The sequence below is a fragment of the Phycisphaerae bacterium genome (genome assembly GCA_018003015.1).
Classification (GTDB): domain Bacteria; phylum Planctomycetota; class Phycisphaerae; order UBA1845; family PWPN01; genus JAGNEZ01.
On record JAGNEZ010000064.1, the window covers coordinates 1 to 25,638 of the forward strand.

Sequence of the window (25,638 nt, forward strand, 5' to 3'; positions counted from 1 at the left end):
ACGACTGCCCCTGCAGGAAACGGACGCGGCCATGGAGACTATACTCCTCCGCCATATCCTGAACGCTGAGCTGCTCGACCGCGCGGTCGTCCTGGCCTTCGATCAGTACCACAACACCGACGGACAAGCCGTCGGAGCCCGCCCAAACCGCTCCGCCATCGGCAGCGATCTGTACCTGTCCAATACCTACGTGCGCGGTCTGTGGCAGCGCTACCCTCGCCGAATCCTGTTCGGTGCGTCAATCCACCCCTACCGCCGGCTCGGCGCCATGACCGCCGCAGACATGCTGACCGAGGTGGCCGCGGCCGGGGCCGTGCTCGTCAAGTGGCTGCCGCAAACACAGAACATCGATTCGCAGGATCCGCGCACCGTGGCGTTCCTCCGCCAGGCTGCGAAACTGGGGATCCCCCTGCTCGTACACTTCGGCCCGGAGTACACCCTCGGCCATCACCACAAGCAGTTCGCCAACCCAGCGGGCATGCTCCAAACACTCCGGCAACTGCGCGATGATGGAGATATGCCCACGGTCATCGTCGCCCACCTCGCAACACCCTCGATGTGGCCCGTTGCCCTGGCAACCCGCCCCCACCGGATCCTGATCGAGGCCCTGGCCGGCGAGTTCGCCAGCGCCCCCCTCTATGCCGATATCGCCGCCTTGACCATGTTCAGCAAGGCCCGATGGCTCAAACGCACATTGCGAATTCCAGCAGTCCGTGCGAAACTGGTCCATGGCAGCGATTTTCCGATACCTTCGAGCCCCTTGTTCTTCCGGTCGGCCCTGGGGAAGGAGTACCACCGCGTCCGCCAAATGCCCTCCTGGCTCGATCGCGACGTGGCGATCAAGTCAGCCGCCGGCATGGGCGAGGACGTGCTTCGACGCGGCGGCGAGTTGCTGGCAAGCCGCATCAGGGCTGCGGACGCCTTGGCAGGCATCGTTTGACAAGACCCCATGAGAGGAATATGGTTTCACCCGTGAAAAGAACACCACTATACGACTACCATGTGCAACAGGGCGCCCGAATCGTAGACTTCGCGGGCTGGGACATGCCCCTGCTCTACGCGGGCATCGTCGAAGAGCACCTGCATACCCGCCGCATAGGCTCAGTCTTCGATGTCTCCCACATGGGACGAATCGAGTTCCGGGGATCCGACACGGAAGCCCTTCTCCAGAAGGTCTGCACCCGCCAGCTGCATGACGCCCAGGTCGGCCAGTCCCGCTACAGCCACGTCTGTGACCAGAATGGCGGCATCCTCGATGACGTTATCGTCTCTCGGTACGACGACTACTGGTTCATGGTCTGCAACGCCTGCAACCACGACCGGATCGTGTCTTGGCTCCAACAACACACAACCGGCAAGGACGTCGAGATCAAGGATGTCACCGAATCCACACTCATGATCGCCATCCAGGGCCCCGCCGTCCTCCCGAAACTCGCCCCGAAACTGCCGTTCCCGCTGAACGAACTAAAGAGATACCGATTCACGTCCGGCACTTTCATGATGACCCCCTACTCCATCTTCCGCAGCGGCTACACCGGCGAAGACGGCGTCGAGGTGATCCTGCCGGCCTCGATCGGCCCCCTGCTCATCGGCGCAGTGGCCGGGCTGGCCCAGGGAGAAGATGCCCTCAAACCAGCCGGACTCGGCGCTCGCGATACGCTCCGGATCGAGGCCGGCATGCCCCTCTACGGCCACGAGTTGACCGAAGAGACCGACTCCCTGTCAGCTGGCCTGGCCTGGTGCGTCGATCTCAAAAAGGACTTCATCGGTGCGGCCAGGCTCCGCGAAATCGCCAAGAACGGTTCCAAACACAAGCTCGTCGGACTCGAACTGACCAGCAAGCGAATCGCCCGCCAAGGCACACCCGTCTGCAGCGGCAGCCGCGCGGTCGGCACAGTCACCAGCGGAACCATGTCCCCGACCTTGGGCAAGAGCATCGCCATGGCCTACGTGGACAGCGCCTTATCCAGCACGGGCCAGAAACTAGGCGTGGACCTGGGCGGCAAGACCATCGACGCCGTCGTGGTTCCCATTCCGTTCTACAAGAAACCATAAGACCAAGCCATCGAACCTAAGGAGAGTCAACCCAGTGAGTGCCAACCCGGCTGATCGCAAGTACAGCAAAACGCATGAGTGGTTCGCGGCCGCGGGTAACGTGGTCACAGTCGGAATCACCAAGTTCGCCGCCGACCAGTTGACGGACATCACCTTCGTGGACCTGCCCCCGGTGGGCACCAAAGTCAACGCGGGTAAGCCCTTCGGCGAAATCGAATCCGTGAAGGCCACCGGCGAGTTGGTGTCGTATGTCACCGGCGAGGTGATCGAAACCAACACCGCCCTGGCCGACCAGCCCGGACTGGTCAACACGGATTCGTTCGGCGGCGGCTGGATGATCAAGGTCAAGGTGGCCGACCTCTCGGCCCTGAAGGCCCTGATGGACAGCCCCGCCTACGAGGCCATGCTCCAGGAGGGATGACCCCCCTGCCGGATGCCCGACGGTCGCCAGCCTTCGACGTCGAGCAAGTAGGACCAGAGACGCAAGAACGCCCTTAGCAGGCGAGTAGGGTGCCACCGGGATGAACTACCTTCAACTGACGGACAACGACGTGCAGCACATGCTCTCGACCATTGGCGTCGGGCGAGTGGACGACCTCTTCCGGGACATCCCCCCGAGCCTGCGGCTCAACCGCCCCCTCCAGCTACCCGAACCGCTCGACGAACTCTCCCTCCTGGCCGAGCTCGAACGTATGGCTAAGGCCAATCACACCTGCGATGAGCTGGTCTGCTTTCTGGGCGGCGGCTCCTACGACCACTTCATTCCCACCGTGGTCGATTCACTGGCCGGCCAGAGCGAGTTCGTGACCGCCTACACCCCCTACCAGGCTGAGGCCTCCCAGGGCGCCCTCCAGGCTTTCTACGAGTACCAGACCCTGATCTGCCAACTGACCGGCATGGACGTGTCCAATGCCTCACTCTACGAGGGCGCAACCGCCGTGGCCGAGGCGGTCCTCATCGCCCGATCAAGCACCGGACGACGACGGGTCGTTGTCTCCGCGGCGGTGCATCCCGATACCCGCGGCGTTCTGGCAACCTACCTCCGCGAACTGCCCATCGATCTGGTACCCATCGAAACCGCCGGCGGCCTGTCCAGCCCCGATGATCTCCGGCGGGCAGTGGATGATCAGACGGCCGCGGTCGTGATCCAGACACCGAATGTCTTCGGATGCGTCGAGCGGCTCGATCGCCTCAGCGCCATCGCCCATGAGCGCGGCGCGGTGGTCGTTGCGGCAGTCGACCCGATTTCCTGCGCCCTGCTCAAGTCGCCAGGCACCCTGGGCGCCGACATCGCCGTCGGCGATGCCCAGCCGCTCGGCATCCCAATGTCGTTTGGCGGGCCCTCGGCCGGCTTCATGGCCTGCAAGCAGGCGTTCATGCGCAAGATGCCCGGCCGGCTCATCGGCGCGACCACCGACGAGGCCGGACGTCGAGCCTTCTGCCTGACGCTCCAGACCCGCGAGCAACACATCCGCCGCGAGCGGGCCACGAGCAACATCTGCACCAACCAGGGACTCTACGCCCTTCGTGTGGCCATCTACCTCTCGGCGGTCGGTCGGCAAGGCGCGGCCAGAGTCGCCTCGCTTTGCCTCGACAAGTCACATTACGCCGCAGAACGGATCGCCGGCCTCAAGGGCTTCGAGTTGCGATTCCAGGCGCCGTTCTTCAAGGAATTCGTCGTCCGAACAACCAAGGACGTCAAGCGGGTCCTGGCCCACGCCCGCAAACGCGGGCTCCTGGCCGGCGTACCCCTCGAACCCTGGTACGACCACCTGGCAGACTGCTTCCTGGTGGCCGTTACGGAAAAACGCTCCCGCGAACAGATCGACGCTCTGGTCGCAGCTCTCGATGAGTCATGAGCCCGGAGCGACGCTGAGGAACAAGGACGTGGGTTACGACGTTGAGTTTGTCCAGATACCGGTAGACTCGTCTACGACCTTCCCCGTCGCGCCCGAAGCGGCTAGGCGGCTACGCAAGAACGCGGTGCCCTTCCGCGATCCGGCGGCGGTCAGCAGTCTGCTGCTGCAAATGGACGGGGCCAAACCAGCCCTCGATGACGGAATCGACTACCTGGGCAAGGGACTCAGCTATGCCCGGCTGTTCGTTCGCCAGGACGCGATCCATGTGGATAACAATCTCAACGGAGCGGAATTGCTCAAACTCTACGCCAAACTGAATGATCGCTACCGGCAACTGCTGATTCTGGATCTTCAGAGCGGCCAGCTGCATGACGCAGCCAGCTACAAGGAGTGGTGGTCCCGACCACTGTGATCTCATGGTTCACCAAGCCAATACAGCCAACGCCCTGTCCGCCAACCCCCTGTCCGGAGCAGGCCTCGTCCCCTCCGAGAAGCTCATCTTCGAGCGAAGCACACCCGGCCTGACCGCGGTTTCACTGCCCCCCACCGATGTCCCTCCGGTGGACAGGGAGAAGGCCATCCCCCGCGAATTGCTGGCCGACTCCGCCCCCCTGCTGCCCGAAGTCGGCGAACTGGACCTCGTTCGCCACTACACCCGGCTCGCCCATCGCCTCTTCAGCGTCGACGGCAACTTCTATCCGCTCGGCTCCTGCACCATGAAGTACAACCCGAAGATCAACGAGCGAGCGGCGGCCATGCCCGGATTCACCGCCCTGCATCCCCTCCAGCAAGAGGTGGACATTCAGGGCATCATGGAGCTGCTCTATCATACCCGCATCTTCCTGGCCGAAATCGCCGGCCTGGCCGACGTGACCCTGCAGCCCTGCGCCGGAGCCCACGGCGAGATGACAGGCGTCATGATCATCAGCGCCTACCACCGCCACCACGGCCAGGACCGGCCCAAGGTCCTCACCCCGGACTCGGCCCACGGAACCAACCCGGCCACTTGTACTATGTGCGGCCGGCACGCCCTGACCGTGTCATCACGACCCGACGGCAGGGTCGACCTCAACGACCTGCGCAGCAAGGTGGACGAACAAACCGCCGCCTTGATGATCACCAACCCCAACACAACCGGCCTGTTCGACCCCCAGATCGCCAACATCGCCGAGATCCTGCACGCCAAGGGCGCCCTCCTTTACCTCGACGGGGCCAACATGAATGCCATCCTCGGTATCGCCCGCCCCGGCGACTTCGGGGTCGATGTCATGCACTTCAATGTGCACAAGACATTCAGCACCCCTCACGGTTGCGGCGGCCCGGGCGCCGGCCCAGTGGCCGTCTCCGAGAAGCTCCGCGGCTTCCTGCCCGGACCACAGGTTATCCGCCGGGCGGATGGAACCTATGGATGGGATTCGATGGGGAAAAGTTCTATCGGACGGGTGCGGTCGTTCCACGGTCAAATCGGTGTCCTGGTGCGAACCTTCGCCTACATCAGGGCCCTCGGAGCTGCCGGCCTGCGCGGCGTCAGCGAGAAGGCCGTACTCTCCGCCAACTACATCGCCGCCCGCCTGCGCGGCCACTACGCCATGCCCTTCGAGCCCCCCTATGCCCACGAGTTCATCACCGTGCCCGAGTTCCGCGATCGCGGCGTCACCGAGTTGGACATCTCCAAGCGGCTCATCGACCATTCGTTCCATCCGCCAACCATGAGCTGGCCGGTAGCCCACTGCCTCATGATCGAACCGACAGAGACGGAATCGCTGGCCACCCTCGATCAATTCATCGAGGCCATGATCAGCATCGCCCGGGAAGCTCGGGAAAACCCCGATATCCTCCACCATGCCCCCCACACCATGCCCGTACGGCGACTCGACGAGGTCACCGCAGCCCGCAAGCCCGACCTGTGCTGGCAACCGGAGTCCCCCTCGACATCCCCCGCCCCATCGCCCGTCGCCGAACGTGCCCCGGTCTCGTAGAATGCCGGCAGAGACCGCCGGTCACCGCGATGGTGACATCCGCAAACTGGGGTGACCCGAGCAATGGACCAAGCCGCATCAACAGTCCGCTGGCTGACAGATCCGCCCCTGGACGGGCCCGCGAACATGGCCCGCGACGAAGCCCTGCTCCAGCGGGTGGGCGCCGGCCAGTCGCCCCCGACGCTTCGCTTCTACCACTGGTCACCGGCCACGATCTCCATGGGCTACTTCCAGCCCTACCAGGACTTCGCATCCCTGCCTCCGCCGGCCGGTACCCTACCCGTCGTGCGCCGGCAGACCGGCGGCGGGGCCATCCTCCATGACCAGGAACTGACCTACTCACTCACCTTGCCGCTGGACCATCCCCTGATCGGCAAGGGCAATGCGAACGGCCTCTATGACCGCGTCCACGAAGGCTTTGCCGCCGTGCTCGGCTACCTCGGAATCGCCGTGTCACGCGGTGCCGCAACAGGTGCCTGCTCCCATCGCGGCCCCTTCTTCTGCTTCGAGCGACACAGCTGCTTCGACTTGATCGTGAACGGCCGCAAGATCCTGGGCAGCGCCCAGCGACGCACCAACCACGCAGTCCTCCAGCACGGCTCGCTGGTTCTGGGCCGCCGGTACGAGCAACAGCCGTGCGCGGCCGTGGCCGACTACTGTTCCGTTGCCATGGACTGCTACCTGGATCGACTGGCGAGCGCCATCCTGCAGGAGTACACCGGCCTTCAGGACCCGCTCGTGCCCGGGGAACTGGCCCTGGCCGACCAGCTTCGCGGCAAATACGAGGACCCGGCCTGGACTCGAAAACGTTGACTGAGACGCCGCCTGATTCCGTCCGACCCCGCAAACGCCGCCCCCGAATCTGGGTGATCCTCGCCCTGATCACCCTGTGGGGGACCGTACTGTACTATCGCATGGAGATACGGGCCTACTGGTGGGTCCATCAACTCCAGAAAGCGACCACCCCCCAGGAGCGTCGGCACTATACACTGTGCCTGACATCCATCCGGGACTCGTCGTTGTATGCACTCCCCGGGCTGCTGCGCGACCCACGCCCGGAACTTCGCATCCTCGGCGTCGAAGCGCTCCGGGATTGCCAGAGCCTGCGCGCCCAACAGCTCCTGCTCAACGCCCTGCACGACGAGAGCGACCCGGTGGTCGTGCGCGCCGCACTGATGTTGTCGTGGCGCCGCGATCCAGCCACGTTTGTCCTGGATCGCCTGCGCGAAGACAGACTCGGCAAGAACCCGCGTTTCGCGTCCGCGGCCATCCTGGCCTTCGAACGGATCGGAGGACCCATCGCCGTGGAAGGAGTGCTCGCCGATCGAGCTCCCTCCTCCGATCCCAACCTGCTCGCCCAGGCGATGGACTCCCTGGCCAATCTCGACTGCCGAACGGAGTCCCGCTTTCTGATTGGATTGCTGACCGACCAGCGGCCAGTGACCGTCCCGCCCTTTTCCTGCCGTATGGCCGTCGAGGCCATCGCCCGGCTTCAAGGCGGCGAGGTGGCCAAGGGCATTGACCGCCAGGCACTTTTGGCCGCTACCCGGGCTCCGCCGACCGTCGGGGCCGCTGCCGCCCGATCGCTCTACCTGCTCACCGGCCAGTCCTTCGGTGATCCGGCCACCCGGCCCGCCGACGGAGGCCGCGCAATACAGCATCAATGGTACGCATGGCTTGATCGCCACGAACACGGTACTGATGCCGCATCGTCACCTGCGACGCTCCCGCCGTAGCCACCCGCAGGGCGCGACTTCCGCACCCGCAAGGTTGTCTACTCCCACCCACCGAGTTTGATGATGTCCTGGAAGGTGACCAACACAAAGATGCCGATGATCAGCACCAGGCCGATCATCTGCGTGGCCACTTGCACCCTGATGCTGATGGGCGTTCCCTTGATCTTCTCGATGATCAGGAATACGAACAGCCCGCCGTCAAAGATGGGCAGCGGCAGGAAGTTGATCACCGCGAGGTTGGCCGACATCATCGCCAGGAAGTAAAGGAGCTCCGGAATCCCAGCCTGGGCGACATCACTGCCGATCTTGATGATGCCGATTGGACCAGAGATCTGGTCCAGCCCCAGCGACCGGGTGAAGATCATCCGCTTCATGGCCAGATAAGCCTGCCCGATGAAGTAGTAGGTCTTGCGCACGCCGATCATCATGGCCTTCACCGGATTGGTCTCGCGAACCAGCTGCACCTCGTATCGAGAAGCGATGTCAATGACGTACTGCACGCGGAGGACCCAGGGATCAACCATCTCCGCGGTCACGGCGAGCTTTTCCTTGTGGAGTACGCGATCGGCCTGATCCCAGAACTCGACGTCCACGGTCTTGCCGACGCACTGGGACAGCACTTCCCGCGCCCCCTGCCAGCTGTCGACGGTGAAGGAGCGGCGCCGACCGTCCTTCTCGATCTCGACGTTGGTCTGTCCGTTGATCGACGTGATCGTCCTGGCGCCCGGCAGATCAAACGTCGTGCCAAGTGTGTGAGGAACGTGCAGGGTGGCCGATACCTCCGGCTGGTTCTCGTGTACCCAGGTGAGCTTCACATCCGTGCCTGCCAGCTTGGTGAACCGCTCCACCAGCTCATCCCAGGTCGCCACCGGCTGATCGTTGATCTTGGTGATCTTCGAACCTCGCGGCATGATCGACTTGAGCCGCGCCGCGGGAGTCTCATTCTTCTCGACACCCTCCGTCAGGATGTCGGCCACGACAACCTCGTCGTTCTCGTGCCCCAGAATCTCGGCGCCAATCTGTGGAGACCGCTTGAAGAACCAGCCCGGCACTTTCGGGACCACCTTCAGAGCAACAACCTGGGGCTTGCCGTCCCTGTAACGCAGTACCTCGACCGGGATGGCTCTTTCGGGATTGTTCTCAATACTGGTCTTATACTCATCCAGCCGGGGCGCAACCTGGCTGCCCCACCGCACCAGAACGTCGCCCGGCAGGATCCCGGCCTGCTCGGCCCGCTGGCCTTCGACCACATCGGTCACCCGGATCCTCGGCACCAGCCCCAGCAGGTGGCCGCTGGATTCGCCAAACCGGCCTTCCGGGGTCAATGCCATGCGAGCCCTTCTCTTGACAATGCGCTCCACGGCCCCCGGCGCGTCGGCTCCGGAAACGCTTGCCGCCCGCCGAACCGTGAGTTCCGCGAAACGTCCTTTCAGGTCGGTCAGTAGATTGCTCGCCTCGAAGAGGCTCGAAATGTCACGCCCGTTGACCTGGAGGATCTTGTCGCCGGCCTGCAGCTGCTCCTCATCGGACAGGGCCAGGTCCTTCATCGCCGCCGTGATCGACGTGTTCAGCGGAGGCGCGACGCCGATCTGGAGAATGTTCTTCTCCGCGTTCTTCTCGGGCAGAATCGTGACCGTCTCGGTGCGGACCTCACCGGACGCCCGATCCTTGCGCTGGTAGGTCAAGTGCAGCGGCTCGTCAGGATCGGAAAGCACCACGGCAGCTCGAAGATCGTTCTGGTCGGAGATCCACTCATCGTGAACCTTGACAATCCGGTCGCCCACCTGGAGGCCGGCCTGCTCGGCAGGACTGCCCGGCAGGATCCATCCAACCACCGCCGTGGGGGATTCCATACCGATCATGAACACAATCATGAACACCAGCGCGGCGAAGACCATGTTCATGATCACGCCCGCGGATACGATGATCATCCGTTGACCGGGCGGTTTGAAGAGAAACGAACGGGGATCGTCCTTCACGATCAGTTCGTCCTCTTTGTCGCCGAAGTCCTCCTGCCCCAGCATCTTGACGTACCCGCCCAGAGGCAAGGCATTGAAGGAATACCGGGTCTCGCCTCTGTCGAAACCAAACAACTCCTTGCCGAAGCCGATGGCGAACTTGTGCACCCGCACGCCGCAGGCCTTCGCCGCCAGGAAGTGGCCCAGCTCGTGAAAGAAAACCACCAGCGAAAAACCGATGAAAATCAGCACGTAAGACCAGATCGAACCCAGGTAGGATGAGAACGAAGCCTCCAGCCCGGCCGTCACCAGCTCGGTATCGACCGCCCCCGACATCCCAATCATGCCAATCACTGCTTCAAGCATTCAGCGACCTCGCGTCTAGCCCAGGCATCGGCGGCCAACAGCGCATCCAGGTCCGGCGCTGCCTGGACACTGTGCCGATCAAGCACCTGTCGAGCCAATTCGACAATCCGCCCGAACGGAATGCGCTCCTGGCGGAAGGCCTCGACGGCCTCTTCGTTGGCGGCGTTCAGGACCGCGCCCGCCGTCCCGCCTGTACGGGCAACCTCATATCCCAGCTCCAGGGCCGGGAACCGCTCAAAGTCCGGCGACTCGAAGTTCAGGCGGCGGATGGTCGAGAAATCCAGCTTCCGCGCACACCCTTCCGCCCGGTCGGGACAGGTCAGAGCATACTGGATCGGCGTCTTCATGTCAGGCGAACCCAACTGGGCAATGACCGAGCCGTCCACGAACTCGACCATCGAGTGAATAATCGACTCCGGGTGAATCACCACTTCAATTGAATCCGGCGAGAGATCGAACAACCACTTCGCTTCGATGATCTCCAGGGCCTTGTTCATCATCGTTGCCGAGTCAATCGTGATTTTAGGGCCCATATGCCACGTCGGGTGACGCAGGGCGTCCTGAAGGGTCGCCCCGGCCATCTGCTCGGCCGACCAGGCTCGGAACGGCCCGCCGCTGGCGGTCAGATAAATCTTCCGAACCTCACTTCGCCGCCCCGCGCTCATCGACTGAAAAACCGCAGAATGCTCGCTGTCGATCGGCAGCAGCACGGCTCCCGTCCTGGCCGCCAAGGACACAATGATCGAGCCGGCCACGACCAGGGCCTCTTTGTTCGCCAGCCCAACCTTCTTGCCGGCCTGCACCGCCGCCACCGTCGATTCTAACCCCGCCGCCCCCACGATCGCCGCCACCACGTAGTCCGTATCCGGACGCCTGGCCAGTTCGACCAGCCCGGCCGGCCCGGCAAGAAGCTCCGATCGACTGTCCAGAAAGGGCGCGATTTGAATGGCGTTGGCCGGGTCCGCAACCGCGACGGCCGGAGGATGGAACTCCTGACACTGGGCGGCCAGTTCCTGCCACCGACGCTTGGCCCCCAGCCCCGCCACCTCGTAGTCCGGCGCCAAGGAGCGGAGCACGTCCAGCGTGCTCGTGCCGATGGAACCCGTTGACCCCAGGATGGTTACCCGCTTCGCCACGGTGTGCCCCGGTGAAAAAGCGCCACTATAGGCCGCATCGGCGGGGGTGACAAGAAGCGTTGCGACACCAGGCATCGGTTCCTATAATCCCCAACAATCGAAGCGGGACTTGATGAGCTCGAAATCCGATGATTCACCCATGAATCAAACGCTCCTGACCACAAAGAAGTTTACAGTCGAACGCCGGGAATACGTCATCCCAGGCGTCGGAGCAGTCCACCGCGAACTCGTCGTCCACCCCGGAGCCGTCCTCATCCTGCCCCTGCTCACCCCCGACAAGGTGGTCATGATCCATAACTACCGATTCAGCGTCGGCTCCGAGCTGCTCGAACTGCCTGCCGGTACCCTCGAGCCACCCGAGGATCCCCTGGATTGCGCCCGCCGGGAACTGGAGGAAGAGACGGGCTACGTCAGCAACAGAATCGAACCCCTCGGCCGCTTCTATACCTCCCCCGGTTTCACCAACGAGCTCATGGTCGCCTTCCTGGCCTCCGAACTGAAGGCCACCACCCCGCGGCCGGAAGCCACCGAGCAGATCCGCGTCACCACCCTGCCTCTGGCTGACGCCCTGGCCGCCACCAGCGACGGCCGTATCGTCGACGGCAAGACCATCGCCGCCCTCCATCTGTACCATTTCCGCCGATCGAGGATGCCATGAGCTGGCGAGACCGAACCTGGAACCACGACGAGGGCAGACCGCGAAGGCCCTGGGGCGGCTTCAACACCGAGAACCCCATGGCCTGGGCTCCGTCGATCGGATCAGTCTTCGGCATCCGGATCAAGTTGCACATCATCTTCCTGATTTACCTTGCCGTGGAGTTGCTTCGATCGGCGTCTGAGGGAGGCTTCTGGTTCTCCTTGAGATACCTGATCATCCTCTTCGGGCTGGTCTTCCTCCACGAAATGGGCCACTGCTTCGGTGCCCGCCGTGTGGGCGGCGACGCAAGCGAGGTCCTCATGTGGCCGCTGGGCGGCCTGGCCATGGTCTCCGTCCCACACAACCCGCGGGCCCACCTGATCAGCGCTGCCGCAGGACCGTTGGTCAACTTCGCTTTCTGCATGATCTCCGCAACCGTCCTGAGCCTCGCGGCCGGCTCGATTCAAGCCGTGCCCTGGAACCCATTCGAAGCTTACCCGTCCGAAGCGGCCTTGCCCCTGCTGGTGGGATCGACCGTATTCCTGCTGCTCTATCAGTTCTTCTATGTGAACTACGTCCTCCTGCTCTTCAACGTCGTCTTGCCGCTTTTCCCGCTCGACGGCGGCCGTATCTGGCAGGCGATTCTGTGGTATCGACTCGGCTACAGTCGCTCCATGCAGATCGCATCGACCGCCGGAATGATCGGAGCCGTGCTCCTCGGCGTGTTCGGACTGTTCAATCAGAACCTCATGCTCGTCGGGGTGGCCGTCTTCGCCTACCTGACCAGCATGCAGTACCGCAAGGCGGTTGTCGCCGACCCCGAATGGGCCGAAGCACCATGCGATATCAACGCATCTCCAGACCAGGCCGACGGTCCCAAGCGCCGCAGGGGCCTCTTCGGCAAGGGACTCTGGGAACGCAAGCGGACGAAGATCGCCGCCGAGGACGCCGAGGTGGATCGCATCCTCGTCAAGGTCCACGATCAGGGCATTCAAAGCCTGAGTCGCTCCGAAAAGAAGACCCTCGAGCGCGCCACCCGCCGGCAACAGGGCACGGACCGCCACGCCGGCCGAGTCGATCGCCTTTGATCCACCCCGATAAACGCGTATACTGAGCCGCACGACCCGCTTCCCTTCGTCGTCCAGGAAGCACAACACGGCGGAACAACAACCATGACCGAGAAAGCCTATCAGATCTGCATCAATCCGGATTGCCAGGCCACCTACGGCATCGACCAGATTCTCTTCAGTTGCGACAAGTGCAAGTCCCTGCTCGACGTCGTCTACGACTGGGAGCGGCTGGCCCTGCCTCGCTCGCTCGAGTACTTCGAGCACCGCTGGGGAACCAAGGGACTGTGGTCGGAGGGACGGCTCGACTTCTCCGGGGTGTGGCGGTTCCGCGAACTGCTTCCATTCGTCCCGAACGAAGCCGTCGTCACCATCGGCGAAGGACGGACGCTGCTGGAGCAATGCGACACGCTCGGCCGTCAGATCGGCATGAAACCCAGCCGCCTGTTCCTTCAGTACGAGGGGCTGAATCCCTCGGGCAGCTTCAAGGACAACGGTATGACCGCAGCGTTCAGCCTGGCCCGCATGCTCGGGCGGCGGCGCGTGGCCTGCGCCAGCACCGGGAACACCTCCGCCTCGCTGGCCATGTTCGCCAACAAGAGCGAGCCGCCCATGCAAGGCATCGTCTTCATCGGAACCGGCAAGATCGCCTACGGCAAGCTCTCCCAGGCCCTCGACTACGGCGCCCTCACCCTGCAGATCGAGGGCGATTTCGATGCCTGCCTTCGCCGGGTCATGCAGATCGCCGACAAGCTCGGCATCTACCTGATGAACTCCGTCAACCCGTTCCGCCTCGAAGGCCAGAAGGCGATCATGTACCGCGTCCTGGAGGCACTCGGCTGGCAAGTACCCGACTGGGTCATCGTGCCCGGCGGCAATCTCGGCAACTGCAGCGCATTCGGCAAGGCTTTCCGGGAACTGCAGGAGCTCGGCCTGATCAAACGCATCCCCCGCCTGGCCATCATCAACGCCACCGGCGCGAACACCCTCCACCAGCTGGTCGACAAGCACAAGGTCAGCTGGAACGGCGGACGATACGATCGCGACAAGGTCTCCGCACTGTACAGAGTGATGGACGACAGCCATTACCTGCCGCACACCATCGCGTCGGCCATCGAGATCTCCCGGCCCGTCAACCTGCCCAAGGCACTGCGGGCTCTGGACATCTGCAAGGGCGTGGTTCGCGAGGTCAGCGACGAGGTCATTCTGGAGCACAAAGCCCTTGTCGGCCGCTACGGTTTCGGCTGCGAGCCGGCCAGTGCCGCCAGCGTCGCCGGCCTCAACCTGCTCCTGAAACAACAGATCATCTCGCCGGATGAAAACGTGGTCTGCATCCTCACCGGCCATGAACTGAAAGACCCCGACGCCACCGTCAAGTACCACACCGGCATCGACATGAAGGCCCTGACTCCCCCACCGGCGGTCCCCCCGACCGGCGTCTGTGCCAACCCCCCCCGCCGGGTGGCCGACGATCTGGAGGCCATCTGCTCCGCGTTGGGCGAAACCCTGCCAGCGTGATAGATGTCTAAGGAGTCTCAAGTAGTATTAGACCTCATATAGGAGGGTCCCCCTCTGGCACGGTACGCTTCCGGACCGGAATTCAAGGCAGAGGCTCCGGCACCGCTTACCGTCGACTCGAGTCCATGAGAACATCCCCAATGGTCAGCAGCCCGAGGAGCACGCTGACCACCCCGTTGATCGTGAAGAACGCCAGCTTGACCCGGGACAGGTCGCCTGGCCGAACCAGCGCGTTCTCCACCGCCAGCAGCACCGCTACGACGCCCACGCCGGCGAAGTACAACCACCCCAGGCCGGTCAGGCCACCCAGCAACACGAGCAGACCCACGGTGGCCAGATGCGCCGCCCGCACGATCCACAGGGCGGGCCCAATGCCCAGCCGCGAGGGCAGACTGTACAGCCCTTCGGCCCGGTCGGTGGCAATGTCCTGGCAGGCATAGATGATGTCGAATCCGCCAATCCACAACGTCACCGTAGCCATCAGGACCAAGGCTGGCCAGCCCACCGATCCCGGATGGACGGCTAGCCACGCCCCCACCGGAGACAAGGCAATCGCACTTCCCAGCACGAAATGCGACAACCGCGTGAATCGCTTGGTGTAGGAGTAGAAACACAGATAGCCAAGAACGGGCAGCGAGCAAGCCAGCGGCCAGCTGTTTCCGTCAAGCCACAGGAAACCGGCGCAGGACAACTCAAAAACGAACACGGCCGCGAACAGGAACCCTGCCGCCTGCCGCTTCGAGAACACGCCGGCCGGTATCGCCCGGCCTTGGGTCCGGGGATTGCGGGCATCCAGCTCGGCATCGACGATCCTGTTGAAGGTCATGGCCACCGAGCGAGCCGCGACCATGCACGCCACAATCAGGATGATCTGCTCGGGCGAAGGATAGACATGACTCGCCTGCCCCGCGAGGTATGCCGCCCGCCCGGCCAGGAACGTCGCCATCAGCGCGAACGGCAAGGCAAACACCGAGTGCGCCAACTTGACCATCTCACCCCATCGCAGCACCGCCCCCACGAAACCATGCGTACTCCGCGACGTTCCAGCCATCCTCTATCTCTCCACGCCTTCCTCGAAACAGGACCCAGATGAACGGGTGATGCCATCCACACCGGGAATCGTCGCCGGTCCATGGCTACGAGCCACGCGCGGCCGATCAGAACGAGGATCCCCAGAAGCCTGTCAGTCGGAGCGCGCCGTTGCTTTCGGTCGTCGCGATTCAGAAGCCTCCGAAACCAGTGCCGGAGTCGCCGTCTCCCCCCTACTGCTGGAATCGGTAGCTGAACCGCCCGTTCGGAGCGGCGTCACCGTTCACGGTGAAGTCCAGCGGATCGCCCTCCTTCTGCATATGGTCGTACCACTTGAAGTCGAGACGCAGCTTCGCCGAGCCATCCGCAAGCCCTAGCGCGGACCGCGGAACTGCCAGTTCCAGTTCGTTCAGCCGGACACGGTACTGCAATTCGGCAACCGGCTCCCATTTCCAGCCCCCCGTGTTCTTCTCCAGCACCGTCGTGGTCGCATCCTTGAGCTTGCGATTGACGACGAAATCGTATCCGCACCATCCTGTCTTAGGATCGGCGTCCGCGTCGATGAACAGCATCATCCATGCCGGATCGGTGAACGGCGTGATCGGCTTCTTGGTCCGCGCGTAGAAGCACACGTCGTTCCCGCCGGTCGCGATCTTGGCGAACGCAAGGTCATTCCTTCCGGTCGCATTGACGTATCGGCCGGCCTGGTCGTATCCGGGATGGTCCCGGGCGGCGGTGTCCCCGACGGAATCACGGAACTCGGGATGCACGTTCTTCCAGTCGTCGAACTGGCCGTCGATCGCAATGGCCGCGGTACCACTTGCGGCGGGCGGTGGGCGTGCTCCCTTGAACTTCCGGATGCAGTCGACCATCTGGTAGTAGTAATTGTCACCGTGGCCACCCTTCATCGGCTCGACGTCTCGGCTGTACTCCTGGGTGTACTGATCGACGAACATCACCGGTTCTTTGACACCGTTGAACTCGGGCAAGCGCATGGCGATCCACTCGTTCCAGCCCGTGATGAACACGAACTCGGGATCGACCTTGAGGGCCCGCTCCCACTGCTCCGCGAGGTTGAAACCCCAGTTGACCGCATCCGGCCGTGCATCCTTGCAGCCGTTGTGCCAGCTCCGCCCATACGTGTTTTTCTCGCTGAAGGCACACAGACGCCGACCGGTGCCATTCTGGGCTACGCCAACGGTCATCTGCTCCGGCCGCCCGTTGTCGTCACAGAACACGTGCTGCGGCGAGATCTCCAGCCAGCCCCACTGGTTCGGCTCGCTCGGTCCGGCGAAGTAATCGGGCTGCGGCTTGCGGAAGGTGAAGACGTCGCGGAGCTCGCGAGGGACTTTCTCCTTGTCGGCCAGGATCAGCGGCTTGCCCTTCCACTGGAACCACAGATCCGGATATCGCCGGGGTTGGTACAGGTCGCGGTGCAACTCGGAGACGACCTTGCCAGGGTCCCAGAAGGGGCACAGAAAAGCGATGTGCGGCGTCATGCCCCCCTCGCTGCGCACTTGGGCGAAGACTTCGCAGAGCTTGAAGTAGCTCTTCGGATACGTCACCTGGTTGGTCACGTCGAAAACGAGCGTGTCCACGCCGGCATCAGAGAGCATCTGAGCGTGCTTGCGGATGACCCAGGGATCGTCGCTCAGGTAGTACCCGAAGAGGGGTTCGCCCCAGAAGTGGAAGTGACGTTCCGGGCCCCAGGGCGGGCTGGAGGGTTGAGTCATGGCTGCCGGATGAGAAGCCAGCACCCGGCTCACGTCGTAAGGGCCGTCCGTCCCATGCTGACCCAACCACAGGAAGTAGAAGATACCCACAAACCTGTCCCGGCGCGGCGGGCCCACCTTGGCAGAGGTCGAAACGGATCGCCCCAGGGCGTCGGTGGCCACCCAGGTATCGGGAAAGGTGTCGACCATGGCCGGCCGGCTGGTCTGAGCCCACGCGGCTGTTCCGTACAAGATCAACATGCTGGTCCACAATGCGGAACAAGACACTCCCTTGCGGGGCATCGTCAACCTCCAGATGAACCGAGAAGTCACATACTCCCAGCGAAGTACTCCGGGAAAAGCCACGACGGCCATGCTGTCGGCACGATCCGGCACACCGCCCGCGACGACGGGAGCCGCGCCGGCGTCTGGCCGAAGAACCTCAGGCGTCTCGATCCGAAGCCCGATCCGCGACCAGGATTCCATCACCATCCAGGCTAACCGCCGATGATCCGATCCATCCGGGCTGCGATCGCCTTGAGCCGCTCACGACCCCCGCCAGGGACCTCGGCCGTGAACCAGCCGGAGAAACCGATCTCGCGGAGGGCCTTCATCACCGCTGGCCAGTCGCAGTCCCCTTCCATCAACTCGACGTCGAAGCCCTTGCCAAGTCCCTGCTCGTTCATCTTCTTCCGGCTGAATTCCTTGACGTCGATCTTGAGAATGCGCTTGCCCAGAATGCGGATCCACTGCTCCGGCCAGCCGAGGCGGACCACGTTGCCCACGTCAAAGTAGAACCGAACGGCGGGCGAGTTGAACTCGTCGACATACCGGGCCGCCTCGAGGGGACTGAGCAGGAAGTTGTTCCAGACATTCTCCAAGGCGATGACCACGCCCAGTTCGCTGGCCAGAGGGATGACCTTCCGGATTTCCTCCTGTGACCGTTTGTAGGCAGCGTCGTAGGTCATCAGCTTGTCGACCGTAGCGGGCACCAGCAGAACGCTGGCGGCGTCGTAAGCCTTGGCGTCGCGGATGGCCGCGATCAGGCCATCGAGCCCCTGCTGGCGCACCTTGGCATCGGGATGAGAGAGGGGCAGGTTCCAGTGGACCGAGTCAACCACGCCGTGAATCGGCAGCCCGGACCGATCGCGGGCGTCCAGCACTTCGCGGGCCTCGAAGGTATTGGGGCTGTCCAGTTCGACTCCGTCGAAGCCCAGTTCCTTGAGCATTCCGAACCGCTCGATGAGCGGCAGATTACCGGGCGTCATACCGATCTTGACGGCTTTGCGGATCGTCGGCGGCGGCTTGCCCGCAAGCTCGACGGCCTCCTTCGCGAAAGTCGAGCTGGCCAGGCCCGCTCCGGCAACCACTCCGGACTTGAGGATTGAACGGCGATCGGCCCGCCTCTTTTCCATGCTATCCTCCCGTCGAGGTGACCAGGATCCTCGTGCCAGGACAACGTGCTCCTCATCCAAGCTGGCGAACGCGCAGCCGGAGAATCTGCCGGGTGGCTCGGGTGAGGCGTACGCGTTCGTCGATCCGCAAAGGTACGACCCAGATAGGCCCGAGTTGATCGCAGAGCACGACCAGCTTCTCGCGCTGAGCCGAGTCGATCTTCTCGTCGATCAGGAAATCCGAGATCTTCTTCATGCCGGTCATGCCCAAGGGGAAGAAGCGATCGCCGGGCCGTCGGGTTCGAGCCACCAGCGGCGGATGGACGCTCTCGGCGTCGAGCCACTCCTCGTAGACATACTGTTCGCGATCCGCCTGCCGGCCGAGGTGTGTGCCGATGGTCGCTTCATCCGCCGGAAGACGATCGGCCACGACCTCCAGGGCGAAGCCCGGTAGCGGGGTCGTGCCCTCGGCCGCCACCAGAACCTCCTCACCAGGTATCGCCGGAATGTGGCTGGCCGATGCCCGCTGCAGTACCAGTCGCGCGTACCGCCGGACGGCCTTGAACCCGCCGGGGAGATCCAGTGACTTGCTGCCGTCCTGGCCGGCGGCCAAGTCCGCCACGGCGTTGAGATGGCCGAAAGTCAGTTCGCCTTCGGGGAAGCCCATTTTGAGCAATGCTCGGCGGATGAGCTGCGTCTGGATTGCCCGGGGCTTGCGAACCAGCGGCGGGCAGTGCAGTACGAGTTCGCAATCATTGTGCTCGATGACAAAGGCGTCCAGCGTACGCTCAGAGGTTTCCGCCAGGTAGGCGTTGATGGCTCGAGCCTGCTCGCCCAGTCGGATCAGCGCTTCCTCGATCTGCGGGTTGAAGCGCTCGCGGAGGAAGGGCAGGACCTCGTTGCGAATTCGATTTCGGGTGTGTTGCTCTGACAGGTTGGAGGCGTCCTGTCGGTACTCGATGCCCCGGTTGCGGAGGTAATCCTCGATCTCGGTCCGCCGGAACGCCAGCAGCGGCCGGACAATCCGAATGTCACTCCCCTCTCGGAGTGGCCGCCGCGGGCGGATGCCGGCCAGTCCCTGGGTGCCCGTCCCGCGGATGATGCGATGCAGGATTGTCTCCGCGTTGTCGTCCGCGTGATGGGCCAGGGCCACGACCTGAAGACTCTTGAGCAGGCAGATCCGCTCGAAGAACTCGTAGCGGCACACCCGCCCGGCCTGTTCGATGGACAGCGATTCGGCCTGCGCCCGCCCGGCCACGTCGGCCGTATCCACGACCACGGGCAGACGCAAGTGGCGAGCCAGTTCGGCCACGAAGGCGGCGTCGCCGTCGGCCTCCGCGCCGCGCAGTCGATGGTTCAAGTGGGCTACGTGCAGCGGCACCGACCAGCCGGATTGCTCGTTCAGCCAGCAGAACAGGTAGAGCAGCGTCACGGAGTCCGGCCCGCCGGAAACGCCGAGCAGTACTCCCTCTTCGGGATCCAGCCGGCATTCGCCGGTGACCGCCTGCATGAATCGTGTTTCCAGATCGGATCGAGGCATTGCTAGGTCAGACGTGCATGGGTCCCATCACACCACGGCTTATTGCTGCTCTGATGGCACTGACAGATCGCCTTCCTGCCGGGCTCGGTGACCTCGACGGCGATGGGCCCGACCCCGGTCCCCTCCCGGGCGTGGGTCCCATCGCAATAAGGCAGCTTGGCGGACAGGCCACATTGACAGTAGAACTTCTTTCCCGGGGTCTCTTCAACGATGATGGGACGGGTCCCGTGCTTGGGATTGGCCATGGCTGCTCCTTTCACGGATGCTGCATTGGGCGCTGTGCCGCCAAAATCCAGATCTAGCATTGTATCCTCCGGTCCAACTGCGGACAATGCTTCGCTTCGGGCGAACGTCCGCCGGCCGCTGACAGTCGGTCAGGGCTATCGCGCTTGGCTGAGCGTCTGCTGGCCATCGCGGATGACGAAACGCGCCTCGCCCTGCTCAAGCCGGCCGGGGGGGCGCTTGCCCGATCCTATGATGCTCCTGGCCGAGTCGCCGAGGTCTTCGCGCACCTGGTCGGCCAGGTTGGTCATCATGGCAACGACCTCGGGGTGCCGGTCCTTGACGTCGGTTGTCTCCCCGATGTCGCTGTCCAGGTCGAAGAGGCTCAGTGGAATTTCGGCTTCCTTGTAGGCCACGGGTTTTCCCCCGGTGCCGCCCCGGCGCCCGCCCAGTGTTGGATAGCGGTGCGGGAAGTGCAGTTTCCATCGGCCCATGCGGACCGCATGCAGGGCCTCGCCCCAGTAGAAGAAGTATGCGGCCTGAGGTGACACTGCACCATCCTGACCCTGGATGAGCGGCCAGATGCTCTTGCCATCGATCTTGTGGGCAGGCAGGGTGGCGCCGGTCAGTTGGGCAATCGTAGGCAGAATGTCGATGGTCATGGCCGGCGAACTGCACACGGAATCGGCGGGAATGGTGCCCGGCCACCACATGATGGTGGGTACGCGAAAACCGCCGTCGAAGGTCGAGCCCTTGCCTTCTCGTAACGGCCTGGCTGATCCGGCATGCTCGCCGTAGCTCAGCCAGGGACCGTTGTCGGAGGTGAAGATCACCATTGTACGTTCCACGAGGCCGTTTCGGCGGACGGCCTTCACAACCTCACCGACGGACCAGTCCGCCTCCATGACCACGTCGCCGAACAAGCCTCGCTGCGCCTTGCCGGCGAACTTGTCGGAGACGTGGAGGGGCACGTGAACCATGGAGTGAGGCATGTAGAGAAGGAACGGCCGGTCCTTGTTGCGATCGATGAACTTGACGGCCCGCTCGGTGTACCAGGTGGTGAGCATCTTCTGCTCGTCGCCGGTCATCCTGGGTCGGACAATCCTGCTCCCGTCGATCAGGGGCAGGTGGGGCCATTTCCTGTAACGCTCTTCCATGGCTAGGTCAGCGACATCCGGATGAAAGGGCCACATGTCGTTGGAATACGGCAGTCCGAAGTACTCGTCGAAGCCGTGATTGGTTGGCAGGAACTTGGGATGGTGACCCAGGTGCCACTTACCGAAACACGCGGTGGCGTAGCCCTTCTGTTTGCAGATCTCGGCAAGGGTGACTTCGCCCGCGCTGATGCCGTGTTCGGCGCGCGGACCGAGGGCGCCCAGAATGCCAATTCGCACATTGTAGCAGCCGGTCATCAGCGAAGCTCGCGAGGCTGAGCAGACCGGCTGGCTGGCGTAGAAGCTGGTGAATCGGCGGCCTTCCCGGGCCAGCCGGTCGAGGTTGGGGGTCGCATAGCCCTGGGCTCCGAACGGGCCGATATCCGCGTAGCCCATGTCGTCGATGAAGATGAGGACGATGTTGGGGGAAGTCGGGGTTTGCTGAGCGCCCGGGCTCGGGGGCACAAACGTCCATACCGCAAATGCCACGATCAGCAGCAGTCTCATTGTGATTCCTCGGATTCCATTTCTCGGCAGGGCTCGATTCCGGCTTAGGTCAAACCGCGGCTCAGACGCCCCTGCCCACAAGGCAGGCGGAGTCTCGTCAGGGCATAGTATACAACTTCCTCCGCGGGCGTCTTCCTCCCTTCTCTTGCGCCGGGATACGGTCGAGCTCGCTTGACAGCCCCGAGTTGCCCGGGCAGACTGCCATGGACTCACTTCTGTGGCCATGCCAATCGGGGACGAAAGGACGGTAGCGATGTGCGCGATCGTGCTGTTGTCGAGTTGTCTTCTGACTACCGCCCCTGCCCCGCCCATCGGGCTTTACGACCTGACCTACGCGCTGCGTTTCGACGCCAAGGATGCCAGGCAGGTCGCCCGGGCGTGGGATCACTGCCATGCGGTGGCGACGCTCCAAGGCAACGTCAACCGAGAGGCGGCCAACCTGTACATCCGATTCGTCGAAGCACACGGCATGAACATCGACGACTACTGGCTCAAGCGCATGTCCGAGCCCGGGCAATGGCTGCACGATCGGCCACGCGAGCTGATCCCGGACATTCTCGCCCTAGTCAACGCCTACCGCCGGTTCGTCAAGGGCGTGGTGGTGTATGACCCGAACGTCGGCGCGACGAGCAATCTGGCCTCGACCCTTGCGGGCATTGACGAGCTGATCGCCATTCGGTACGACCCCGACACGGACAGTCTCTACAGCGGGCTCGTGACTGGCGGCCCGCGATTGCCGGTGGTCAAGTGGCTGCTCAACGAGAACGGTAGCTCGATCTTCACCGGCAAGGGCACGATTCCGGGCACGGACATTCCATCGACTGGCAGTTCGAAATGTGACGCCTACCTGTGGCTCAAGCACTTCTACATCGACTCCGGCAAGCTGGACGCGACGTACGCCGGCTACTACCTCGACCAGTACTGGCTCAGGAATCCCGCGGCGGCGTCGCCCAACCATCACACCCTGACGAATCACGACTTCTTTGTCGCGAGGCGGGGCTTCTTCTTTGACCTGAGCATCTGGGGAGACGAGACCCCGGTTGATGATCCAGGTCAGAGGCTGGGTTGTGATCTGGCCACCTTCAAGGCCCTGCTGTTGAGCGCTTACCAGCGCGGCGGGAAGGAGCGGATGATTCACATCGGGGGGTTTACTCCGTGGGCGTACAAGTACACGAACCACGCCAAGGCCGGCGGCAAGCACGAAGGGGTAGCGACCGAATGGGAGACCTCCAAGATCGTCAGCGCCTACAATGGCTACATTGACGCCGATGCGATCGTCTTCGGGGCGATGGCCAACGGCTCGTTCTTTGCCCACTTCCCGCTCCGAAAGGAGTATCCGCAGAAGTGGATCACGCCCGAGGAGCTCCGCCGGCGCGGCTACCTGGCGTCGGACGGCCGGGTGGACTTTGGCGGTCGTCAGTTCATCATCTTCTACGTGGGTGATTTTGACTCCGCCGCATGGATTTACCAGTGGATGCCAGTACTGGGGGATCATCCGGCCCGGGGGAAGGTGCCGATGATGTGGTCGATCAGCCCGGTGGCCGAGCGTCGGGCGGGCATGGCTTTGGACTACATGCGGCGAACGGCCACCTCCAACGACTACTTCGTAGCCGCGGACAACGGGGCGGGATATCTCAACCCGGGTTCGCTTCAGGCACCCCGCCCGTCGTCGGGTCTTTCCAGCGGGGTGGAGGCCTGGGCGAGGCACTGCGAACCGCTCTACCGGCGATGGGGGATGACCGTGACCGGCTTCATCATTGACGGTTTTGCACCGGGTCTGAAGCGAGACGGGCTGGACGCCTACGCCCGTTTCAGCCCCAACGGCATTGTTCCGCAGGACGTTCCCCCATCGCTGCTGCACGGTGACATGCCCGTGCTGCGCGCCGGTTACGACCTGGGAGACAGCCCCGAGGCCGCGGCGAGGACGGTTGTCGAGCGGGTCCGGTTGCGTGCGAAGCTCCCCTTTCACTGGTTTAGAGCAGTTTTAAAAAGTCCTGAGTGGTATGAAGCCCTTTATGAGAAGGTTCGGGCGGCCGAGCCGAGCATTGAACTGCTCGACGCCCCCACCTTCTTCGAGCTGTACCGCATTCACCTTCGAGCGACGCCGGAAGCGGCGGCCGGCAAGTTGGACATTCCCCGGTAGTGGGCCAAGCTCAGTTGGCCGTTCGCGTGCTGTTGGCGCCCCAGTTGGCCAGGAGCTGGCAGATCTGGTCCTGGAGCCTGTTGCCGCTCCCGGAGTTGGCTTTGGCCTTTTGGGTATCGTTGCACAGCACGCTGAACACGTACTTTTGCTGGTTGGCTCCGATGACGTAGCCGCTGAGGGTGCTGACTCCGGCGATGTGGCCGGTCTTAGCGAACACCTTGCCTTTCATATTTCGCATCCGCCTGGACAGGGTGCTGTCGGTTTGACCTGGTTCGGCCAGGTTATTCCACCAGGTTTCCCGGGTGGGCTGGCGGTCCATATGCTGGAGGACGCGTACCAGGGTGGTGGCGGCGAGGCGGTTTTCGTGGCTCAAGCCGGAGCCGTCGTCGATGAGGTAGAGATCCTCGGTCAGTCCGAGGGTGCCCAGGAATCTGCGAACCGCGGCCTGGCCGTTCTCCAAGGTTCCCTGGCGAGGTGGTTTACTTGGTCCCTGGCAGGCTCCCAGGGACTTCAGGAGGGCCTCAGCGAACATGTTGATGCTGCTCTTGTTGACTCGCCAGAGGATATCCTTGAGTCTGGTTTCACGGACGGCGATGACTTTGAGTCCGGCGGGCAGTTCGTCCCCTGGCTGGCGGATCTGTTGTCGTCTGGTCGTCCCGGCGATTTCGACACCCTGGCTGGCGAGGGCTGTCCGACAGGTGCTGGCGAAGAACTCGCCCGGATCGGTCACTGCGATAGAGAGCGGGTTATCCTGGCTGTTTCCTCTGGAGACGGAGCCAGTGACGGAGATGGTGAGGGGGCCATTTCCGAGTCGTCTGACGGTGGGTTCACCCTTGGCGGCGGTGACGGCCTTGTTGTGGAGCTTGATGTAAGGAGTGGTTGGGATGAGTGTCACCTGGGCGGGTTGACCGGTGCCTGCCCCCCGTTTGATGATCACGTCCACGCAATTGTCGTTGAAGTTGAGTCCCCCTACCGGGGCCGAGTACCAAGTCTGCAAGTTGAACCGGGATACCCAGTTAGGGTGCACGAACTGCTGTTCAAACGCGAAATCGTCGAAGAGCAGGTCGCCGTCGATTCGGCTGATTCCGGCGGCTTTGAGTTTGGCTGCCCATTGGTGGAAGTCGGCGGTCATCTGTTCCCTGGCCTGTTCAGCCAGTCGGGAATCGCCGAAGGACGGGTCGCCTGATCCGATCACAACGAGGTCCTTACCCTGCAGGGCGAGGATAGTCCGATAGCTGAAGTCGGGGGGCAGCAGGCAGAGGGCGGCGGCCGTGGTCACGAGCTTCTGATTGCTTGCCGGTTTGAGCAATTCCCTGCTCTTGTGCTCGAAGACGAGTTTGGGCTGGGCTCCGAGGGTTTCGACGCAGACGCCGATGCTCATTTTTCCCCACTGGGTGTCGTTCACCAGTGCGGCGATTTCTTCTCCCAGGGTTGTCTGGTCGGTTCCCGAGGCCGGGCTGGGGCACATGCCGGTCATGGCCAACAGCACTGCAACCGACCCGCCGAGCGGGGTACCCGAGATCCTTCTCATCCGCGAGACTCCCTGAAAACAGACCCTTGATTGCGCTGGTGATTGACCGCACCCCCAGCGATGGATAGACTCTAATAGCAGGAAGAGGAGTTTAA

Annotated in this window: 21 protein-coding genes; 12 read left to right on the forward strand and 9 right to left on the reverse strand. The window is 63.3% G+C overall.

Features of this window, described 5'->3' with window-relative positions; all coding sequences use genetic code 11:
- The 8 genes from KA354_20490 to KA354_20525 form a co-directional block, all read left to right on the forward strand.
- Positions 1-940: amidohydrolase family protein (locus KA354_20490; protein ID MBP7937029.1), on the forward strand; the 940-nt coding region annotated here is incomplete at its 5' end.
- A gap of 32 nt (positions 941-972) precedes the next feature.
- Complete coding sequence (gene gcvT, locus KA354_20495) at positions 973-2,055, forward strand: glycine cleavage system aminomethyltransferase GcvT (protein ID MBP7937030.1); 1,083 nt, start codon at positions 973-975, stop codon at positions 2,053-2,055.
- A gap of 34 nt (positions 2,056-2,089) precedes the next feature.
- Complete coding sequence (gcvH, locus tag KA354_20500; protein MBP7937031.1) at positions 2,090-2,476, forward strand: glycine cleavage system protein GcvH; 387 nt, start codon at positions 2,090-2,092, stop codon at positions 2,474-2,476.
- A 100-nt stretch (positions 2,477-2,576) separates the two neighbouring features.
- Positions 2,577-3,914: an aminomethyl-transferring glycine dehydrogenase subunit GcvPA gene (gene gcvPA, locus KA354_20505; protein ID MBP7937032.1), complete on the forward strand. Its 1,338-nt coding sequence runs from the start codon at positions 2,577-2,579 to the stop codon at positions 3,912-3,914.
- Positions 3,904-4,326, forward strand: a complete 423-nt coding sequence (locus tag KA354_20510; GenBank protein ID MBP7937033.1) for a hypothetical protein — start codon at positions 3,904-3,906, stop codon at positions 4,324-4,326. Before gcvPA ends, KA354_20510 begins: the two co-directional genes overlap by 11 nt.
- 4 nt (positions 4,327-4,330) lie before the next feature.
- Positions 4,331-5,893: an aminomethyl-transferring glycine dehydrogenase subunit GcvPB gene (gcvPB, locus tag KA354_20515; protein ID MBP7937034.1), complete on the forward strand. Its 1,563-nt coding sequence runs from the start codon at positions 4,331-4,333 to the stop codon at positions 5,891-5,893.
- A 63-nt stretch (positions 5,894-5,956) separates the two neighbouring features.
- A complete protein-coding gene (locus KA354_20520) occupies positions 5,957-6,706 on the forward strand; it encodes a lipoate--protein ligase family protein (GenBank protein ID MBP7937035.1) in 750 nt (249 codons plus the stop codon).
- Entirely contained in the window at positions 6,703-7,629 is a 927-nt protein-coding gene (locus KA354_20525) for a HEAT repeat domain-containing protein (GenBank protein MBP7937036.1), read from the forward strand. The genes KA354_20520 and KA354_20525 overlap by 4 nt, the downstream gene beginning before the upstream one ends.
- Positions 7,630-7,667: 38 nt before the next feature.
- Here the strand turns inward: KA354_20525 and rseP are convergent, their stop codons facing one another.
- A complete protein-coding gene (gene rseP, locus KA354_20530; GenBank protein MBP7937037.1) occupies positions 7,668-9,932 on the reverse strand; it encodes an RIP metalloprotease RseP in 2,265 nt (754 codons plus the stop codon).
- Positions 9,933-9,937: 5 nt separating this feature from the next.
- Complete coding sequence (locus tag KA354_20535) at positions 9,938-11,164, reverse strand: 1-deoxy-D-xylulose-5-phosphate reductoisomerase (GenBank protein MBP7937038.1); 1,227 nt, start codon at positions 11,162-11,164, stop codon at positions 9,938-9,940.
- A 64-nt stretch (positions 11,165-11,228) separates the two neighbouring features.
- On the opposite strand from KA354_20535, the gene KA354_20540 reads away from it, so the two are divergent.
- The 3 genes from KA354_20540 (at position 11,229) to thrC (ending at position 14,311) form a co-directional block, all read left to right on the forward strand.
- Complete coding sequence (locus KA354_20540; GenBank protein MBP7937039.1) at positions 11,229-11,747, forward strand: NUDIX hydrolase; 519 nt, start codon at positions 11,229-11,231, stop codon at positions 11,745-11,747.
- Complete coding sequence (locus tag KA354_20545; GenBank protein MBP7937040.1) at positions 11,744-12,814, forward strand: M50 family metallopeptidase; 1,071 nt, start codon at positions 11,744-11,746, stop codon at positions 12,812-12,814. The genes KA354_20540 and KA354_20545 overlap by 4 nt, the downstream gene beginning before the upstream one ends.
- Positions 12,815-12,898: 84 nt before the next feature.
- Positions 12,899-14,311, forward strand: a complete 1,413-nt coding sequence (gene thrC, locus KA354_20550) for a threonine synthase (GenBank protein MBP7937041.1) — start codon at positions 12,899-12,901, stop codon at positions 14,309-14,311.
- A gap of 106 nt (positions 14,312-14,417) precedes the next feature.
- On the opposite strand, the gene ubiA is transcribed toward thrC, so the two are convergent.
- The 6 genes from ubiA to KA354_20580 all read right to left on the reverse strand — a co-directional run bounded on the left by ubiA (position 14,418) and on the right by KA354_20580 (position 21,869).
- Complete coding sequence (ubiA, locus tag KA354_20555; GenBank protein ID MBP7937042.1) at positions 14,418-15,362, reverse strand: putative 4-hydroxybenzoate polyprenyltransferase; 945 nt, start codon at positions 15,360-15,362, stop codon at positions 14,418-14,420.
- A gap of 211 nt (positions 15,363-15,573) precedes the next feature.
- A complete protein-coding gene (locus KA354_20560) occupies positions 15,574-17,544 on the reverse strand; it encodes a hypothetical protein (GenBank protein ID MBP7937043.1) in 1,971 nt (656 codons plus the stop codon).
- 5 nt (positions 17,545-17,549) lie between these two features.
- A complete protein-coding gene (locus tag KA354_20565) occupies positions 17,550-18,467 on the reverse strand; it encodes a sugar phosphate isomerase/epimerase (GenBank protein ID MBP7937044.1) in 918 nt (305 codons plus the stop codon).
- Between the two features lie 52 nt (positions 18,468-18,519).
- Positions 18,520-19,986 carry a tRNA lysidine(34) synthetase TilS gene (gene tilS, locus KA354_20570; GenBank protein MBP7937045.1) on the reverse strand — a complete coding sequence of 489 codons (1,467 nt, stop codon included), beginning with the start codon at positions 19,984-19,986 and terminating at the stop codon, positions 18,520-18,522.
- 2 nt (positions 19,987-19,988) lie between these two features.
- Positions 19,989-20,231: a CDGSH iron-sulfur domain-containing protein gene (locus KA354_20575; GenBank protein MBP7937046.1), complete on the reverse strand. Its 243-nt coding sequence runs from the start codon at positions 20,229-20,231 to the stop codon at positions 19,989-19,991.
- A 135-nt stretch (positions 20,232-20,366) separates the two neighbouring features.
- Positions 20,367-21,869 (reverse strand): sulfatase, encoded by a 1,503-nt coding sequence (locus KA354_20580; GenBank protein MBP7937047.1) that lies wholly within the window; start codon positions 21,867-21,869, stop codon positions 20,367-20,369.
- A 253-nt stretch (positions 21,870-22,122) separates the two neighbouring features.
- Here KA354_20580 and KA354_20585 point away from each other — a divergent pair, with 253 nt between their 5' ends.
- On the forward strand, positions 22,123-24,012 hold the full coding sequence (locus tag KA354_20585; protein ID MBP7937048.1) for a hypothetical protein: 1,890 nt from the start codon (positions 22,123-22,125) through the stop codon (positions 24,010-24,012).
- Between the two features lie 10 nt (positions 24,013-24,022).
- On the opposite strand, the gene dacB is transcribed toward KA354_20585, so the two are convergent.
- Positions 24,023-25,543 (reverse strand): D-alanyl-D-alanine carboxypeptidase/D-alanyl-D-alanine-endopeptidase, encoded by a 1,521-nt coding sequence (dacB, locus tag KA354_20590; protein ID MBP7937049.1) that lies wholly within the window; start codon positions 25,541-25,543, stop codon positions 24,023-24,025.
- Between the last annotated feature and the right edge of the window lie 95 nt (positions 25,544-25,638).